This window comes from Lapidilactobacillus gannanensis (assembly GCF_003946675.1).
In the GTDB taxonomy this organism is placed as follows: domain Bacteria; phylum Bacillota; class Bacilli; order Lactobacillales; family Lactobacillaceae; genus Lapidilactobacillus; species Lapidilactobacillus gannanensis.
The window spans coordinates 30,439-48,173 of the sequence record NZ_RHOT01000017.1; the positions used below are offsets into that span (position 1 = coordinate 30,439).

A 17,735-nucleotide genomic window follows, 5' to 3' on the forward strand; every position below is an offset into this window, starting at 1 on the left:
ATTGGCTGGTAAATCAAAGTACCGTTAACTAAAAAACTCGTGTCACAATCTGTCTAGGTAAAACTAGCGATTGTGACACGAGCTTTTTGAGTCGACTTAGTTTGTTATTTATGACAAAATGCCAAACTGATAACCATGAGTCTTATAATAGGTGATTACTTCAGGTAGTGCTTGCAGCGTTAACTCTTTATCAATTGCATCGTGCATCAAGATGACCTTAACTGGGCTAGTAGGAAAAGCAGTCAGCGAGTTAGCGTGATATTGTAACATTGCCGCGACTGTCTTAGGGCCGCTATTACCGAGCGCATCACCAACGGCGCCATTCCAATCCATCCAAGTAACACCTAATTGTTTGAGTTGGGCGTCAGCTGGTGCCAGATTCCGCCAAGACATGTGACCACCAGGATACCGCCAAACTTTTGTCGTGAAGTCATTGCCGAGAATCTGGGTCATGAGCGTATTAGTTTGTTGATACTCTCGAACGATTGCGGCGGCGTTAGCAACGCGATTAGGATAGAGCAGGTTGTAATTATGATCATAGCTATGAACGGCAATTCCGTGACCAGCCTGATACTCCTGCTGCAGCATATTCTGATTGGCAGCGTTGGTCAGCGTGTTGCCAACTACGAAGAAGGTGGCGTGGACTTGTTGTTCAGCTAGGGTTTGCAGAACTCGCGGCGTCATCGTTTGATTAACGCCATCATCGAACGTTAAGAAAACAGTCGGTTGGGTAATCGTTGTGGGTTGGCCAGTCATCGCCGTTTGCACCTCGGCGGCTGAATAAGCATAACTATCCGCACTGACAATATGATTGGTAGCCGCGCGATTTTCAGTAACGTTTGTTGGTGAATTGTCTTGGGTTTGCGCATCAACATCAGTGCTGGAACTGCTAGCAGCTGTTGCCTGACTGCTACTAGTTGCGCTGTTGCCTGAACTGGACTCACTACTAGTTGTTGCCGTTGTTTTTTTGGATTTTTGCGTACTAGTGGTCGAGCTCACATTAGCTGATCCTTGGACGGTTGGCTTTTTCGGTGACTGGCAACCGCTCAGAATCATTAAAGTGCTAAGACTGAGTATTAGTAGTAGTCTAGATTTCTTCAATTTTTTGGTTCCTCTCCCTCGATGTTACTTTCAGTTTAACTAATTTAGACAAGTTAATAAAGCTCTATTTTTTAGTCAAAAGCGAGCTGCAAAAAAACGACCTCATTTTGTGAGGTCGTTTTCGTTTAAAAACTATTTTTCAACAGCTTGTAATTTTTGATTGTCGTCTAATTGGGAGATACCCATAAGTCCCTTCTTTTGCAAACGATGCATGACTAACCAGAGTAAGCCTAAGAAAATTACGGCAACAAGAATCATGTAGAAGATACCATAACCAACAGTACCACTAGCAATCCCACTAGTAATTGCCTGACGGAAACCAAGGATTGAATGCGTCATTGGTAAGAATGGATGAATGACATTGTAGAAGTGGTTGGTAATTTCCATTGGGAAGGTACCACCAGAACCACCTAATTGCAACATCAAGAGTACCATGGCGATGAAACGACCTGGGTTATCCAGCCACATTGACAAGAACATGACGAGATACATCGAGGTCATCGCGAACAACCAAGCGATGAAGTAGAAGAGGGCCACATGTTCAACATGCAAACCGCCGACCATGATCAAGGTTGCTTCTACAACAGCCATCCCAGTGGCAACAATCGCACCAATAGTAATCTTACTGAAGAACCATTGTGTTGGTGTGCCATCGCGACGAGAAACTTTACGAATTGGATAAGCAAAGTTGAAGACCAAAGCACCGACATACAATGCTAATGACAAGACGTAAGGAGCTAAAGCATGACCATAATTGGTTACTTTACTGTAATAAGTGTGCTTTGTCTTAGTAGGAGCAGCAAACATATCAGCAGTCGCACTAGTTAATTTGATGCCGTTAACTTCTTTAGCACCACTAACTAATGATTTCGCTAACGTCTTAGAACCGCCCTTAAGCTTGCTAGCACCACCAGTTAATTCCTTGTTGTTATCAGTTAACTGCGTCGTCCCATCAAGTAATTGTTGGACACCACTAGTTAAGGCAGGTAATTGACTGTTCATGGTTGTCAAACCACCAGCAACTTGGCTAGCACCACTAGTTAACGCACTACCATTAGCAGCTAATTGCTGACCACCAGCATTTAATTGACTAACACCAGAAACTAATTGTGCCGTACCGTTGTTTAATGAAGCGTTGTTAGCAGTTAATTGGTTGGCACCTGATTGAAGTTGGCTAACGCCATCAAGAAGAGCAGGTACGTTAGTGTTTAATTTAGTAAGGCCAGCGTATAAATCTTGTGATCCAGTAGCCATAGCATTTCCGCCGGCAACCATCTTATTCTCTTTGATAGTTGAGTTGAGCTTAGCTAATGTACCAGCAAGCAGTTGCGCACTAGTCATCTGCGCGTTTGAATCTGTTGTTAATTTTTTGGCGCCAGCATCTAATTCATCTAGATAACTCAGCAATACTTTAGAGCTATTACTTTGATCAGTCATGATATCCTGGAAATCCGTTGACATTCCACTAATATTTGTTGCTAAAGCAAGATATTCAGAAGAATTTTTATCAAGTCCTGATGTTGCAAGAGCTGTGCCCGCATCTTGGGCGTGTTTAGTAAAGCTGTCAACCTTACTTTGTGCATCGGAAGTTGATTGATTGATTCCTGCTTTAATCTGAGCGATACCACCAGAAATCTCGGTACCAGCCTTAGCAACTTTTGCAACGTTGGTTGGCACGGCTTGTGCTCCTGGAGCAAGTTTATCAATGGCACCCGCAATTTGATTGAATCCAGCAGTATAAGTTGGTAAATTGTCACTCAATTTTTTACTACCATCAACTAGTTGCTGCACTCCGTCTGGTAAGGCACCCGCTTGAGTACTCATCTTATTAATTCCTGCAGCCAATTGGGAAACGCGACCAGTATAAGTGCTAACACCACTTTGCAAGGTGCCGACAGAACCGTTCAAAGTACTGATCCCAGAAGCAACTTGGTTAGTCCCGGCAACATAAGTACTAACGCCACTGCTCAACTGGTTGGCACCAGTGGTTAATTGTTGCACACCACTTGATAGTGGGCTAACCTTTAAGCTCATCGTTTGGATACCATCATGAACTGTTGAAACGCCGACAGTATAAGTGTTGATCCCATCATCCAAGGTAACTAAACCATTATTGATTTGAGTCGCACCTTTACCAGCAGTCTTCATACCTTTACCAACGACTTTTACTTGTTCGAACAAAGCGCTGGCATAAGCGTTAGTCACATTAGCACGAATTTCTTTATCTAATGTGTCAACCCCGATTCCGGAGATAACTTGACTTAAGTAGTTCAATGAATCGTTGGTCTTGTAAGTCAATTGCATTTTCTTAGGATGAGAACTTAAGACAGTAGCTGCATTCTTAGAAAAATCCTTAGGAATCGTGACAACGGTGTAATATTCGTTGCTCTTCAAGCCATCAGCGGCTTTCTTAGCACTGACGAATTTCCAACCTAATTGTTTGTTTTTCTTTAGTTTATCGACGGTTTGTTGACCGACATTCATTGAAGTACCGTTATAAGTAACGGCCTTATCTTCGTTAACAACTGCAACTGGCAGATCTTGTGTATCACCATAAGGATCCCAAACTGATTTTAAGAAGAAAATCGAATATAGGAACGGGATAATCATAATAACCAAAACAGATAACAAAATAAGTTTGTTTTTCTTAATAAAACCGAATTCGTCCTTAATCATAAAACCTAACACTTCCCTCAATTACTAATTACTTTAATCTAAAACTTCGCCTAAATATAAATCGACCAATTGCTGGAACGATTGTTGTTGCTTGGCTTGAACCTTGGTCAAAAAGCCCATAATTTCCAAAACTGTATAGCCTAGAACACTGCTAATGAAAGCTTCTTCGTAAGCATCATTGGTCATCTTCTTGAGCTTGATGTGTTGTGTCACCCGACGTAACAGGTTTAAAACACGGCCAGTTTCCAAAACGAAAGGACTATCCTCGGGATAACGATGGACGTAATAAATCAGCTGAACTAATTGACCCTTTGATTCGAAATAAGCATGAGCGATATCGGCATAGCCACGCAAAGCTTCTTTGCCAGAAATGCCAGTTAAACTCTCGGCCATTTTCAAATACAAGGTCTTCATAAAGTTAGTCCCAATATCTTCAATCACGGCATCAACATTCGCATAATAGTTATAGAGCGACTGTGAACGGACATCCAACGCCTTAGCCAAACTACCAAAAGTTAGTTGGGGAAAGCCTTGATTGCCGATGATTTCTTGAGCTGTGGCCATAATTTTCTCTTTACTTAGATCGTGCTGTTTACCCATATTGTTATCACCCACCTTCAAATCCCATGTGCCACTTTCTGACTACGTTGAGAAATTATATTACAACAACTATCATTAGTCAACCTACAACTTGTAGTTTTTTACCTGCTAAACGTTCGCAAACGAAAATAATTCTTATCATGATCAGAACTTACAATGATTGCGGTCTAGACAGGTGCCGTGGTTATTATTATGACAGCGCTCTCTACTTGCTGGCAAAATTCTTGCTTGCGTGTTAATGGACAATAAAAATAGTTTATATTTTTTTAGAAATAAGCAACTTGATGACGGTCAAGTTTGTTGATTTAAATTTAGTTTTAGATGGAATTAGCGGATTAAATCTAAAGTTAGTTTGGGGCAAAATAACAGACAACTCCGTTGCGGCCGGCGGGTTGTGGAACGTAAATAGTGCCAAGTCTTCCTCAATTTGTGGAGGTGGTTGCTGGGCGATTTTTAGGGCGTGGAACGGCGTGGGCGTCGATTTAAGCTTTTTCTACGAAAAATCTTAAATACAAGCCTTATTCTAAACGGTAAACCGTTAAGAATAATTTCACTGCTTCTCGCAAAATCGCTCGTACGCAAAGAAAGCCCCTTACCTGACGCCAATCGCCCAGCAACCAACAGATAAAACTAACAGAACTGAGCACCAATGTAAGAAAACCAGCTTGCAGTGACCAACAAAGCCTGTGTGACAATCTTTCGAGACAAAACCGAAAGATATCATACAGGCGTTTTTTGTCTAACTATTCAACTATTATTGCTGAGTGAATTAAGTTGATCAATCCTACTAACACTGCCTTAACCACTAACAACAGTGAAAATCACTAACTCAACTCCAGACGGAATGGAGGGACCGGGTTGTCAGCCAATGGTTTTTATTTGCGCACGAGCTTGCGAGTAGTAGCCAAATTTGTCTTACTGCTTTAGCAGTTAGACAAAGGGTTGTATTTGAGATTGTTGCGTAGCAATAAGCTCAAATCAATCCCGGCCGCGTTCCACAACCCGCAGCCCGGAATGCAGTCAGAACCAATTCAGTTTCAAAAACTTCACTAGGTTTTAGTGCTTTTGAACTTGGGTCTGTAATTGGCATCAATCAATGTCGGCCGACTCAACAGTACTGATTTAGTGCTGCTACAACTTGATCGACCTCAGCCAAAGTGTTTTCTGGACCAAAAGATAAGCGCAAGTAGCGCTCACTTTCGGCGGCGGTCAATCCTAAAGCAGTTAAAGTAGGATCAGGGCGGGGGTCCTTAATGCTACAGGCACTGACTGTTGATAAACAAATCCCTTGCTGACCAAGACGTGTGGCTACTTCTTGGCCAGTTAAGTGGGGTAGTAGTAAACCGCAGATTCCAGGATAATCACTGTCGCGGCCAATGCGACGGCAGCTAGTTGCCAGCCCTTGATACAATCGCTTTCTCAGCAGTTGTAGTTGTTGCAATGTCTGGGGCATGTTGGCCAGACTATCCGTTAGCGCTGTTAACATACTGATAATTCCGGGGGTGTCCAGTGTGCCGGGGAGGAATCCTTGCTGTTGGAAAACATTTTGAAATTCAGGTGTTGTCGGATAAGTTGGTGCTAAATAAAGAAAACCATTATTTTTAGGGCCATTAAATTTATGAGCACTAGCACTAAAACCAGCGACTTGGCTTAGGTTCAATGGTATTTTACCGATTCCCTGCACGGCGTCAACAAATAAAGGCAATTGTCGATTTGCCGCCACTGCTTGTAAGCTGGCAATTGGTTGCCGGACGCCCACAATTGGATTTACGGCCTGAATGACAATCAAACCAGTATTTTCGGTGATGGCAGCTGTCAGTATTGCTGGGGTCACTTGGCCCTGTTGATCAACGGGCAACTTTTTGATTTGGTAGTGTTCCTGTTGGGCTAATTTTGGCAAAATCTGATAAACCGAGGCGTGTTCTAAGGGACTTACTAGAATTTCTCGCTGCCGCATGCCTTGAGCCAATGCCGCAATGCCAAGCTGATTAGCTGCAGTACCACCGCTAGTGAAAATAATCCCCTCTGGATTTAGCTGAAATCTAGCTGCCAACTTGGTGCGTGCTTCTTGAATTAATTGACCAGCAGCATTGCCGGCCTGATGGAGACTTTCGCTATTAGCAAAAAAGTTTCTGGCTACTGCTTGATAAACTTGTAAAGCTGCCGAACTCATTTTAGTTGTGGCAGCATGATCGAAATAAATCATTGTACGCCTTCTTTCAAGACAACTTAACTACTATGATTCGAAATTAGGGTTAATTAGCTTAAGGACAACATTCGGTCAAGGGCCTTTTTAGCACCACTGGCGATTTCGGGATTGACGGTAATCACGTTTCCTGGTTGGCCACTGGCTAATTGGTCCAGCGCCCATGCTAAATGTGGCAAATCAATCCGATTCATAAGAATACAGGAACAGGAGAACGGGTTGAGAAACATCAGCTGTTTCTCGGGATACTGCTTAATCAGGCGACCAACCAGGTTGTTATCAGTGCCAATCGCAATTCGGGCGCCACGAGGAGCTTGTTGAACATAATCGATAATTGCAGCAGTTGAACCAACTTCATCAGCCGCCGCGACGACTTCGTGAGCACATTCGGGATGGACGATGACTTTGATTTCGGGATATTGCGCGCGCAAAGCCGCTATTTGTGCAACCTTGAATTGTTGATGGACTGAGCAGTAGCCGTCCCAAAGAATGACACGCAACGCGGCCGGGTTGGTGGCTTGCAAGCGATTAGCGCGGGCTTGCCAGAGGCCAATATTTGCTGGCGTTAAACCTAAAGCTAGCGCGGTGTTACGTCCTAAATGCTGATCTGGTAAAAATAGCAGCCGTTTTGCACGCTGTAACGCCCAACTGACAATTTTTTTAGCATTGCTGGAAGTGACGACCACACCCCCATGATCGCCAACAAACGATTTAATGGCAGCGGTCGAATTCACGTAAGTAATTGGTAAAATGTCATCATCAAATTGACTGGTTAGCAGTGACCACGCCTGAGTCAGCTGAAACGAGTTGGCCATATCTGCCATGGAACAGCCAGCCATGGGATCAGGCAAGATGACTTGTTGTTGGTCACTGGTGAGAATATCCGCCGTTTCTGCCATAAAATGCACCCCGCAGAAAACAATGGTTTTAGCTTGTTGGTTGGCAGCAGCAATTTGCGCCAGTTTCAAAGAGTCACCACGGGCATCAGCAAATTGCATCACTTCATCTTTCTGGTAATGATGGGCAACAATCAGTAAATCTGCACCAAATTGCTGTTTGATTTTTTGGATTCGGGCAACTTGTGCCACCGCAGGTTCATCGTAATAACGATTAAAAGCCAGTTTGTCTTTTAAGTCAGTTAGAATCATTTCTTGGTCACTCCCAGTAGGTTAAAACTTAGATCCAGCGGGCGAACATCATTGGTCAGACTGCCCATAGAAATAAAATCCACACCGCAATGACGATAGCTTGCCAGGTTGGTGGCATCAATACCGCCAGAAGCCTCAGTTCTTGTGGTAGCGGGCACTAGTTGCTGCCAGGCCTTGATTGTGGCCGGGCTTTGATTATCAAACATAATAACTTGTGCGTGTTGCTTAATTGCTGCCAGTAACTGGTTTTTTGTTTCAACCTCTACTTCAATTTGTAACAAAGGACCAGCAGTGGCTTGGGCCAATTTAAGCGCTTTGCTTACACCGCCAGCAGCAGCCAAGTGGTTGTCCTTCAACATTAGGCCCTGATCTAGACCAAAGCGGTGATTGACCCCACCACCGCAACGAACGGCGTACTTGTCGAATAAGCGTAGTCCTGGCGCAGTTTTGCGCGTGTCAGTAATTTTGATGGTGGGGTCAGCCAGGAGAGCGACTGCCGCTTGAGTTGTTGTCGTAATGCCGGACAAGCGTTGCATCAAATTCAAAATAATGCGTTCGCCAGCAAGAATGGTGGCCGCGTCACCAGTGGCGCGACCGCAAATCGTGCCAGGCTTGACGGGGGCCCCATCAGGTAATAACGGTTGGTAGTCAGCATTACCAAGCAAGTCGTAACAAGTCTGAGGGATTTGCTGGCCACAGAAATAACCACTAGTTTTAGCAATGAATTGGCCTTGGACTTGCTGGCCGCCAAACAGGCTGGCACTGGCATCACCAAAGCCCATGTCTTCATTAATAAAAATAGTTAAAGCTTGGCGCAATAAAAAAGGATTCATCTTTAGGACTCCCTTACTAAATAATTGGCACCGAGATTGGTTGGTTCTGCTAAAGCAGACTTGGCAATTAATTGTGCACAGAGGCCGAGGTTGACGACGGTCAGTTGTGAATCAGTTAATTGCGCTGGACACAACTTACTCAGCTGATAGGGTGCTAACCAGTTTAGAAAATCATGAAGCGCTGCTGGCTGCCGAACAATCCCTAACTGCTGCCAAGCTCGCTTCTGTAATTCCGTTAAACTTGGCACGGATACTTGTGTTATGGGACCTGATCTTTGCGGCTGTAACGCCAAAGCCGTCAAGTTAAGTGGCTGTAATAAGTTAGGACCGTCTTTAATCGTTTGACTAGCTTTAGCCGCACTGACTAAACAATCCAATAATGAATTGCTGGCTAAGCGATTAGCACCATGCACCCCGTTACAAGCAACTTCACCAATGGCAAAAAGCCCTGGTAGCGAAGTTTGACCATTTAAATCAGTTCGAATGCCACCCATCATGAAATGTGCACCAGGCTGGACAGGAATTCGTTGAGTTTGTCGAAAAGGGATTTGCCGGCGATCTAGATTAGCCGTAACGCCGATAAAACGCTGTTCAAAATTACTGACAGGACTGATATCAAGGAATAGTTGATGCCCCTGGGCTTGCCAAGCAGTTAATTGGCGGGCTACTACATCACGCGGTGCTAAATCTTGCTGAGGAAAAGTCGCCATAATGCGGTGGTTATTTTCGTCAACTAAATGCGCGCCAGCACCACGGATTGCTTCAGTAATAAGGCCATCACAATGGTGGTTGATCATTAATAGTGTGGGATGAAATTGCACATAAGCCATGTCAGTTATCGCAACCTGAGCGCGTTGTGCTAAGGCGAAGCCATCACCAGTAACTGTTGCATCATTCGTCGTATAAGGATAAAGATTGCCCAGACCACCAGTTGCTAGAACCACTACATCAGCTGGCAGAATTTCAGTTTTCTGTGTATTTGAATGTCGTACTAGCACACCGCAACACTGATGTTCCTTGACGATTAGTTCGAGGACGGTTGTTTGAGTGAGCCAGTGAATTTGTTGCACTTGTTGTTGGACGAAACTAGTTAAAGCAGCACCAGTTTGATCGCCGTTAGCATGTAAAATACGATGATGGCGATGGGCACCTTCTAACCCAAAGTCCAACTGCCCATTAGCTTGGTGATCAAAGGTCATGCCTTGCTTAATCAGTTGGCTGATCAAACTTGGACCAGTCGTTACTAGCTGCTCAACAGCGGCTAAAGAATTATGATACTGACCAGCAGCTAAGGTATCCTCAGCATGTTGTGCCGGTGAATCATTAGTGGCCAGAGCAGCTGCAATGCCTCCTTGGGCTAACATGGAATCACTATCATTGCGGGTACCTTTGGTAATGATGATCACGTCGCAGCTAGTTTGTAATTGGGTAGCTAAATAACACCCAGCTAAACCAGCGCCGATAATTAATACGCGTCGTTTCATTTAATAGTCACTTCTTTAGTGTTCTGAACAAAACGCTTGATTTTGTCAGCACAAATTTTTTTATTAAAGTAAAAAGTACTTAAATTTATTTAAGCAGCTTCTAAAATAAATCTGAACAAAGTTGCTAAAAAAGTAAAAAATACTTTTAATAATCAAGACCTATCATATCGTACCTGGTAAGTAATTACAAGCTATCATCACGGTTTAGTTTTTTGAAAAAAATAGAATAATTATTGTCAGTTAATTCTGGGGCTTTAGACGATACAAACGAGCTGGCCGACCGACTCGCAATTGACTAGTGGTACCAGCTTCGAGGAAAAGATGTTGGTGTGTTTTCTTGAAATTAGAATTATCGATTGCTGTCAATGAAGTTTTCCGGAAAGCTGCATAAATGGTCCGCGCCTCGCGTAAAGTAAAACTGGGGCCCAAAATCATTAAAATATTCGGTTGGTAATCTAATTTATTTAAAATACGCTGACAAGCAACGGTAAGAATCCACTGATGATCGAACGCTAACTGCTGGTCACTGGGTGTTTGGGGCAAATCTTGATAATACTCATCAGCCGTTGTGGTCGTGGTTTGGAATAAACAGTCCTGATTACTCAGCTGGTAAGCAGCTTCAAGCGGTGTGAAAGCAAACCAGCGAACATCAAGTGCACCATAACCGGCTTGTAAGGGCGTCATTTCCGGTAGAAAAGTCATATAAGCTAACGACAAGGCCCGTTCGCCAGTTGTCCGATGTTGATTCGTAAATGTTGCTAATTGTTCAGTATGGAATTCTGCTAAAGTTAGCCCAATTTTTTCCTTGATTAAACGCAGGGCAGCATGGTCGGCGCTTTCATTGGCACGCATGAAGGTCTCTGGCAAAGCCCAGTTGTTTTTAAAAGGATCATGCGCACGCTTCACCAGCAACACTTGAATTTGTTGGGTTGCTTGATTGAAACTCCAAATAATGTTTGTAATGGTAATTAACGGACGTTCAAGAATATTCGCCATTAGTTTCACTCCAATTAAATCCTAAAGTCATTTTATTAAGCACCAATCCGCGAAGTTAGTAGCTATTTATCTTCGATTTGGGAAGGGGAAATGCCATAGTACTTCTTAAATAGCTTACTGAAGTGATAAGCATCGTCGTATCCTACGGCGGAAGCAATTTCCTTTACCGTGGTATCTTCATTTTTAAGCAGCGCATGGGCATTTTTCAAGCGAATTTGAATTAGATAATTAATGGGACTCATGTCAGTTGCCTCTTTGAAAATTCGAGAGAGGTAGGCAGGACTGACGTAATTATCTTGCGCCAGTTCTTCCAAAGTAATATCTTCAGCGTAGTGATTCTCCAGAAAATAAATCACGTTTTCCACGAGATGATTCTGCTTTTTCTCAGTTTTAGAAAGGAAGGGCTTGATGTAGTTATCTTGCCGAATTGTCAGCCCTCGTAAAATGGATACGAGAATCTCAATGATAATGCCCTTACTGATCAATTGGTAGCCATCGTCTTGTTGATCGAGCTCCCTAACTAATTGCCAAGCTTTGTCGATGATTTTATATTGATATTCACCAATTTCCAATTGCGATTTTTTGGTTGGCAAAAAATTCCGCGGCAAGCCATGCAACGAAATATTCTTAATACCGATATGCAGTTGGTGAGAATAAGTGCCCACTTTTTGGCACTCACCATGGCGCACTTGAGGATTAAAAAGTAAAATTTCACCAGCGTGAATTTCGGTCCAATGATTGTCAACAAAATAGTGGGATTGACCCTCAAGTAAAATACTAATTTCTAGAAAATCGTGACTATGAATTTCGTGGGCAGATTGGACTTTGTTCCAAGTGTCGAACATGTATAAAACGTCAGGATTAAAAGTGCGGGCATCGGCATAACTCATAATTAAATATTTGAACTCCTTAAATGTTAGAAATGGAAACTTGGTCAATGAAAAGGTTTTGGGCGGAATTGGTTCTGACTCCATTGCGGGCTGCTTGTCGTGGAACGGTGCGGCCATCGATTTGAGCTTTTTCTACGAAAAATCTCAAATTCGAGGCTTATTGTAAGTGCTAAAGCACCAACAATAATTTCGCGCCTGACGACAAGATCCCTCCATTACGTCTGGAGTTGAGGTAGTGCCCTTCATCGTTGCCAGTGGTTAAGGCTGTTATTGTAAAATTAATCAACTCTCCCAGACTGATATTAAATTTGAATAGTAAAACCAAGATAGTCTACTTGATAATCAATCTCTAAATCGCCCAGCCACCACCAACCCCTAACTGGGGAAGTCTTGGTACTATTTTAGTTTTAGACCACAAAATCAAGTTTGATTTTCAGAAAAACCAATCAATTCTGTATTCCTTTTCATTACTGCTAAAGTCATGACTAAAGCGATTTCGGTAATGTTAAGATAATACATTCATTTTACGAGTAATTGCCATTTAAATCTAGTTAAAAACCGCCATAATAGACACTTGAAGATTGGAGGCTTCTTACAAATGAACAACTTTCAGTGGATTTGGCAGTATGTCAAAGCTAATCGCAAAAAATTAGTGATTGCAACTATTTTCTTTCTAATCAGTACCGCTTTGATTCTGGTCAATCCATATTTGATGGGGCAAATTGTCGATAAGGTCATTGACAATCATCAAGGACGCTTACTGGTGCCTTTGCTGTTGATCATGATTATTGTGACGTTGGTCCGGACGGTGACCCGCTATATTTACCAATTATTATTCGAACAAACCGGCCAAAATACGTTATTTGATCTGCGCGAAGACATGTATCGTAAGCTACAAGAGTTGGACTTTGATTTCTTTAATCATACGCGTGTTGGGGATATTATGACGCGAATGACTGGGGATACCGATGCGATTCGCCACTTTGTTTCTTGGGTGAGTTACCAAGTGTTGGAGTGTGTCTTTTACTTTGTCGTTTCCATTGTGGTGATGAGCATGATCAATTGGAAATTGACGTTGGCATTGGTCGCAGTCACCCCGTTAATTTATATTTTGACGCAGAAAATGGCGTCAGCGCAACATCCAGTATTCTTTGAAATTCGGCAAAGTTTCGCGCGGCTGAACTCGATGGTTGAAGAGAATATTAGCGGTAACCGGGTGGTTAAAGCTTTTGTTCGCGAGGATTTCGAAATTCAAAAATTCAATCATTTCAATGAAGACTATAAGCAACGCAACATGGATGCAGCCAATGTTTCCAAACGTTTCCTACCTTGGCAAGATGGTGTGGCCAACAGTTTATCCGTAATTGCCTTAGTTTTTGGGGGCTATTTGGTTATTAAAGGTGAGATGACCTTAGGTGATTTAGTCGTCTTCAACGGTTATCTCTGGATGTTGAATCAGCCAATGCGGATGAGTGGTTGGTTGATCAATGATGTTGAACGCTTCTTGGCTTCTTGTGTTAAGATTCGGCAAATGTTAGCATCCAAGCCTAAAATTGAAGTGCGTAACGCCCAAGATCAATTACGGGTTAAAGGCAAGGTTGTCTTTGATCATGTTAGTTTCCACTTTGAAGATGATCCTGAACATGCCGTGTTGACAGATATTAATTTTAGCGCTGAGCCAGGGCAAACTGTTGGTATTATTGGCGAAACTGGCTCTGGTAAAACGACTTTGGTCAACCTGATTGGTCGTTTCTATGATCCAACTAGTGGCGAAGTGTTGATTGATGATAAAAATGCCCGCGATTACCCAATACGGCAATTGCGCGACAATATTTCGATGGTCATGCAGGACGTGTTCCTGTTCTCAAACACAATTGCCGACAATATTTCTTTCGGCCGACCTAATCTGGATCAACAATATGTACAGTCAATGGCACGGATTGCTGATGCTGACAGTTTCATCGTGAAAATGCCTGATGGTTATGACACCGTCGTTGGTGAACGTGGTGTCGGTTTGTCCGGGGGTCAGAAGCAACGGATTTCTTTGGCCCGCGCTTTAGCAAAAGATCCGTCAATTTTGATTTTGGATGACACTACTTCGGCCGTTGATATGGAAACTGAAACAAAGATTCAGCAAGAATTAGCTAAAATGACGACTAAGAAAACAACCTTTATTATTGCTAACCGGATTTCATCAGTTCGTGAAGCTGACTTGATCATGTTAATGGAAAAAGGCCATGTGGTTGAACATGGGACGCATGATCAATTAATGGCACAGCACGGCAAGTATTATGATGTTTTTCAGAAGCAGTTAGGTTTAGAAAAGGGGGAGCAAATTGGCCCGCAATCAGTCTAATCAGGATGAGGAATTAACCAAACAATTTAATTGGCATGACTATCAACGTCTAGCTCAATACCTCAAGCCTTACATGAAACGAATTTATTTAATTTTAATCGTGATTATTTTGGCGAACGTCGCCGGGATGTTAGGCCCGTACTTTACCAAAATAACGATTGATACCATTATTCCTCAGAAAAATTATCGCGATCTTTGGATTATGGGTGGTCTTTTCACTGCTTCTCTATTCTTCATTGGTTGGTGTTTACGTTACCGAATTTACGCGATTACTGAATTAGGTCAAGATGTGCTGAAAGATATGCGTTTGGATATCTTCCAACATCTGCAGAAATTGTCATTCTCTTATTTTGACAGTCGCCCGCATGGCAAAATTTTGATTCGGGTAGTTAACTACATTAACACCTTGAGTGACTTGCTAAGTAATGGTTTGGTCAACTTGATTTCTGATATTTTCAACGTAATTATCACCTTGATTTTTATGTTTGCCATTAATGCAAAATTGACTTGGTACAGTTTGATTTTGATTCCAGTGTTGATTTTAATGGTCTGGTTCATTCAAGATCGGCAACGGAAGGCTTACCAAATTCTCAGTAATAAGCAGTCTAACTTGAATGCCTACATCCATGAAAGTATTTCTGGGATCAAGGTTACGCAATCATTTGCCCGGGAAAAAGAAAACTTCCGAATCTTTGAAGAGGATAATGAAGCTTATCGTTCTTCATGGATGCACGCCGTTAAAATCCAATTTCTATTGTGGCCTGGGGTCCAAAACATTGCCGTCCTGACCATGTGTTTGATTTATTTCGTCGGGATTCGTCAAATTGGAGTGGATGTTAGTACCGGTACCTTGATTGCCTTCATTGGTTATATTAATAACTTCTGGAACCCAGTCATTAATATTGGTAACTTCTACAACTCCTTGATCACGGCCACCGCATACTTGGAACGGATTTTTGAAACCATGGATGAAGTGCCAAAGATTCAAGATCATCCTAATGCGAAACCTTTGCCACAAATTGAAGGTAATGTGACTTTTGACCATGTTAACTTCCGTTATGAACCGGGCAAGAATATTTTGAAGGATGTTTCTTTCCATGTGGATCAAGGTCAGTCAGTGGCGTTGGTTGGTCCAACTGGCGCTGGGAAAACCACGATTATTAATCTGCTCAGTCGCTTTTATGATGTTAATGAAGGTAAAGTCTTGATTGATCAGCACGATGTCCGCGACGTTACGCTAGGTTCGCTACGGAAACAAATGGGTGTGATGCTGCAAGATACGTTCATTTTCTCCGGGACGATTATGGACAACATTCGTTATGGTAAGCTTGATGCCACGGATGAAGAAGTCGTCGCTGCCGCCAAAATTGTTCGTGCCGATGATTTTATTAGCGAACTGAAGGATGGTTATCAAACGACGGTTGAAGAGCGAGGTAGCACTCTATCAGCGGGACAGCGGCAATTAGTTGCTTTTGCCCGAGTATTATTAGCTGATCCGCGTATCTTAATTTTGGATGAAGCTACTTCAAGTATTGATACCAAGACCGAAGAATTATTACAGTCTGGTTTATTGGCATTACTTAAAGGCCGAACTTCATTCATCATTGCCCATCGACTTTCCACAATTAAAAATTGTGACCAGATTTTCTACGTCGATAACGGCAAGATTATGGAACATGGCACGCATGATGAATTGATGCATGATCATGGTTTGTACTACCAGTTGTATCAATCTCAATATGAGATGCTGAAATTGGAACCATTAGCTGAATAAAAATTATCTATATACTGGAAGCCACCTTTTCGTTGGGTTATGAAAGGTGGTTTTTTGATGACTTAATAATGATTAAATCTAAAGTTGGTTTGGGGCGGAATAGCGGACAACTCCGTTGCGGCCGGCGGGGTGCGGAACGCGGTGGGCATTGATTGAAGCTTATTGCTATGCAACAATCTTCAATACAAGCCTTATCCTAAACGCTAAAGCGCCAAGGATAATTTCACGGCTGGCACCCCGGCGGCCTCCACTGCGTTTTGAGTTAGTTTGGTTCACTTTAGATTTAATCGATCCTAAGGCAGGGCTGACAGAACTAGTTGTCGATCGCCCAGCCACCACTAGGATAAACTAACAGAACTGATTACCACTATTTGGAAAAACAGACGGTGTTTAATTCAAAGCCAATTTGACAATCTTCTTAGGCAGTGGAGCCCAGCTGCTATTGACACCAATTGCTGGGTCCCTGGCTAAAAGGAATAGTTTAATTCAGCGCACCATTTGGAGAGGTAGATTGTTGAAAATATTGATCAGACAAAAGTGGTTTAAATTGTGTGGCCGATGAATCATAGTGATGGTATTCGTGAATAAATAAAAGAATACACAATATTTAATTAAACTATTTGACGATAAAATATACTAAAAAAATCACGATTAATTCCTTGATAAATGGTAATAAAGTCAAATGTTTATGAAACTAAAAATAAAAAGGCCCAATTCACAAAAAAGTCATAAAAACGATTCTTTTTTGATGAAATTTCTTATTGATGGTGTTATTCTATTGCTAAACAAATAATTGAATAAGTAATTACTGATATAAAAAGGAGGTTAATCAGGTCGCTGTTCTTTGGTGTTCAATTATTGGGAGTAATTAATTGTCACTTCAAACAAACAATGGGGGATTCAAACATGAAATTAAATAAAACAATGGCATTATTAGCTGTACTTGCTTTAAGCACATTTTCAACAGGAATTACGGCTACACAGGCCGCTACAGGTGATACAACAAATGAAGTTGCCGATGGGACTAAAGCAAATATTAATTTAACAACCGATCCAACTGATCCAGATAATCCTAGGGATACTGGTAGCATTATTTTAAAGTCAGCACCAACAATTGAATTTGGAACTCAAGTTTTAACTGGTGCAACGAAAACTTATGACGCCGACACCAATCCGACTGATCCAATTAAGGTAATTAACCCAGGTTTTACTTCTGGTTGGACGGTGACCGTTGCGGCAAGTGATTTTAAAAATGCAGATGGGTCAAAGACTCTAAATGGTGCACAACTAACTTTGGACGCTGGTACAGTGGCTAATGCTGACCCAGTTGATACCAAAACGGATGGTGTTTCTTCCACTGGATTAAAACTTAATAGTTCAGCGGCACCGGTTTTTGATGCGACAGCAGGAAATGGCATTGGGACATTCACGAGCACGTACACTAAAACTCAAGCACACTTAACTGTGCCATCAACTGCAACTGCTGATTCTTACGCTTCGACATTGACTTGGACTATTGCTAATACACCTAAATAAAGTGTTTTATTGAGACTAATCAATATTTAATTTTAAAAGTGAATTAAAAACGTGAAGTGGCGCTGGTCCGCGTCAAGTAGACAGTTCAAATAATTAAAGTTTCTATGCAATTTCTTTTACGGCATGATTCCGGTA

At 42.2% G+C, this 17,735-nt stretch carries 13 protein-coding genes; 4 read left to right on the plus strand and 9 right to left on the minus strand.

Going from position 1 to position 17,735, the window contains the following annotated elements:
* Positions 1-108: 108 nt before the first annotated feature.
* The 3 genes from EKM81_RS06065 to EKM81_RS06075 all read right to left on the minus strand — a co-directional run bounded on the left by EKM81_RS06065 (position 109) and on the right by EKM81_RS06075 (position 4,377).
* Positions 109-1,056, minus strand: coding sequence for a polysaccharide deacetylase family protein (locus tag EKM81_RS06065; protein WP_164509225.1), 948 nt, complete (start codon positions 1,054-1,056; stop codon positions 109-111).
* A 177-nt stretch (positions 1,057-1,233) separates the two neighbouring features.
* A complete protein-coding gene (locus tag EKM81_RS06070; protein ID WP_125649850.1) occupies positions 1,234-3,777 on the minus strand; it encodes a YhgE/Pip domain-containing protein in 2,544 nt (847 codons plus the stop codon).
* 33 nt (positions 3,778-3,810) lie between these two features.
* Positions 3,811-4,377 carry a TetR/AcrR family transcriptional regulator gene (locus EKM81_RS06075; protein WP_125649853.1) on the minus strand — a complete coding sequence of 189 codons (567 nt, stop codon included), beginning with the start codon at positions 4,375-4,377 and terminating at the stop codon, positions 3,811-3,813.
* Between the two features lie 284 nt (positions 4,378-4,661).
* Between EKM81_RS06075 and EKM81_RS11175 the strand changes: the two genes are divergently transcribed.
* The gene (locus EKM81_RS11175; RefSeq protein WP_164509226.1) at positions 4,662-4,886 is read left to right on the plus strand and encodes a hypothetical protein; all 225 of its coding nucleotides are present in this window, start codon (positions 4,662-4,664) and stop codon (positions 4,884-4,886) included.
* Positions 4,887-5,485: 599 nt separating this feature from the next.
* On the opposite strand, the gene EKM81_RS06080 is transcribed toward EKM81_RS11175, so the two are convergent.
* The 6 genes from EKM81_RS06080 to EKM81_RS06105 form a co-directional block, all read right to left on the minus strand.
* Entirely contained in the window at positions 5,486-6,583 is a 1,098-nt protein-coding gene (locus tag EKM81_RS06080) for a cysteine desulfurase family protein (RefSeq protein WP_057822824.1), read from the minus strand.
* Between the two features lie 53 nt (positions 6,584-6,636).
* Positions 6,637-7,731, minus strand: a complete 1,095-nt coding sequence (gene nadA / locus EKM81_RS06085; RefSeq protein WP_125649856.1) for a quinolinate synthase NadA — start codon at positions 7,729-7,731, stop codon at positions 6,637-6,639.
* Entirely contained in the window at positions 7,728-8,564 is an 837-nt protein-coding gene (gene nadC / locus EKM81_RS06090; RefSeq protein WP_125649859.1) for a carboxylating nicotinate-nucleotide diphosphorylase, read from the minus strand. Before nadC ends, nadA begins: the two co-directional genes overlap by 4 nt.
* A 2-nt stretch (positions 8,565-8,566) precedes the next feature.
* Positions 8,567-10,048: an L-aspartate oxidase gene (gene nadB, locus EKM81_RS06095; RefSeq protein WP_125649862.1), complete on the minus strand. Its 1,482-nt coding sequence runs from the start codon at positions 10,046-10,048 to the stop codon at positions 8,567-8,569.
* Between the two features lie 240 nt (positions 10,049-10,288).
* Complete coding sequence (locus EKM81_RS06100; protein WP_125649864.1) at positions 10,289-11,044, minus strand: NUDIX domain-containing protein; 756 nt, start codon at positions 11,042-11,044, stop codon at positions 10,289-10,291.
* Positions 11,045-11,106: 62 nt separating this feature from the next.
* Positions 11,107-11,934 carry an AraC family transcriptional regulator gene (locus EKM81_RS06105; RefSeq protein ID WP_125649867.1) on the minus strand — a complete coding sequence of 276 codons (828 nt, stop codon included), beginning with the start codon at positions 11,932-11,934 and terminating at the stop codon, positions 11,107-11,109.
* A gap of 598 nt (positions 11,935-12,532) precedes the next feature.
* Between EKM81_RS06105 and EKM81_RS06115 the strand changes: the two genes are divergently transcribed.
* From EKM81_RS06115 to EKM81_RS06125, 3 genes are all read left to right on the plus strand, one after another.
* On the plus strand, positions 12,533-14,290 hold the full coding sequence (locus tag EKM81_RS06115; RefSeq protein ID WP_125649869.1) for an ABC transporter ATP-binding protein: 1,758 nt from the start codon (positions 12,533-12,535) through the stop codon (positions 14,288-14,290).
* The gene (locus tag EKM81_RS06120; protein ID WP_125649872.1) at positions 14,271-16,064 is read left to right on the plus strand and encodes an ABC transporter ATP-binding protein; all 1,794 of its coding nucleotides are present in this window, start codon (positions 14,271-14,273) and stop codon (positions 16,062-16,064) included. The genes EKM81_RS06115 and EKM81_RS06120 overlap by 20 nt, the downstream gene beginning before the upstream one ends.
* A gap of 906 nt (positions 16,065-16,970) precedes the next feature.
* Positions 16,971-17,600, plus strand: a complete 630-nt coding sequence (locus EKM81_RS06125) for a WxL domain-containing protein (RefSeq protein WP_164509227.1) — start codon at positions 16,971-16,973, stop codon at positions 17,598-17,600.
* The last annotated feature ends 135 nt before the right edge of the window (positions 17,601-17,735 follow it).

Coding starts and splice junctions, on each gene's coding strand:
- EKM81_RS06080 (WP_057822824.1), bottom strand. CDS start 6,583: ATGATTTATTTCGATCATGCTGCCACAACTAAAATGAGTTCGGCAGCT.
- EKM81_RS06125 (WP_164509227.1), top strand. CDS start 16,971: ATGAAATTAAATAAAACAATGGCATTATTAGCTGTACTTGCTTTAAGC.
- EKM81_RS06105 (WP_125649867.1), bottom strand. CDS start 11,934: ATGAGTTATGCCGATGCCCGCACTTTTAATCCTGACGTTTTATACATG.
- EKM81_RS06070 (WP_125649850.1), bottom strand. CDS start 3,777: ATGATTAAGGACGAATTCGGTTTTATTAAGAAAAACAAACTTATTTTG.
- EKM81_RS06115 (WP_125649869.1), top strand. CDS start 12,533: ATGAACAACTTTCAGTGGATTTGGCAGTATGTCAAAGCTAATCGCAAA.
- EKM81_RS06065 (WP_164509225.1), bottom strand. CDS start 1,056: ATGATTCTGAGCGGTTGCCAGTCACCGAAAAAGCCAACCGTCCAAGGA.
- EKM81_RS06100 (WP_125649864.1), bottom strand. CDS start 11,044: ATGGCGAATATTCTTGAACGTCCGTTAATTACCATTACAAACATTATT.
- EKM81_RS11175 (WP_164509226.1), top strand. CDS start 4,662: ATGACGGTCAAGTTTGTTGATTTAAATTTAGTTTTAGATGGAATTAGC.
- nadA (WP_125649856.1), bottom strand. CDS start 7,731: ATGATTCTAACTGACTTAAAAGACAAACTGGCTTTTAATCGTTATTAC.
- nadC (WP_125649859.1), bottom strand. CDS start 8,564: ATGAATCCTTTTTTATTGCGCCAAGCTTTAACTATTTTTATTAATGAA.
- EKM81_RS06075 (WP_125649853.1), bottom strand. CDS start 4,377: ATGGGTAAACAGCACGATCTAAGTAAAGAGAAAATTATGGCCACAGCT.
- nadB (WP_125649862.1), bottom strand. CDS start 10,048: ATGAAACGACGCGTATTAATTATCGGCGCTGGTTTAGCTGGGTGTTAT.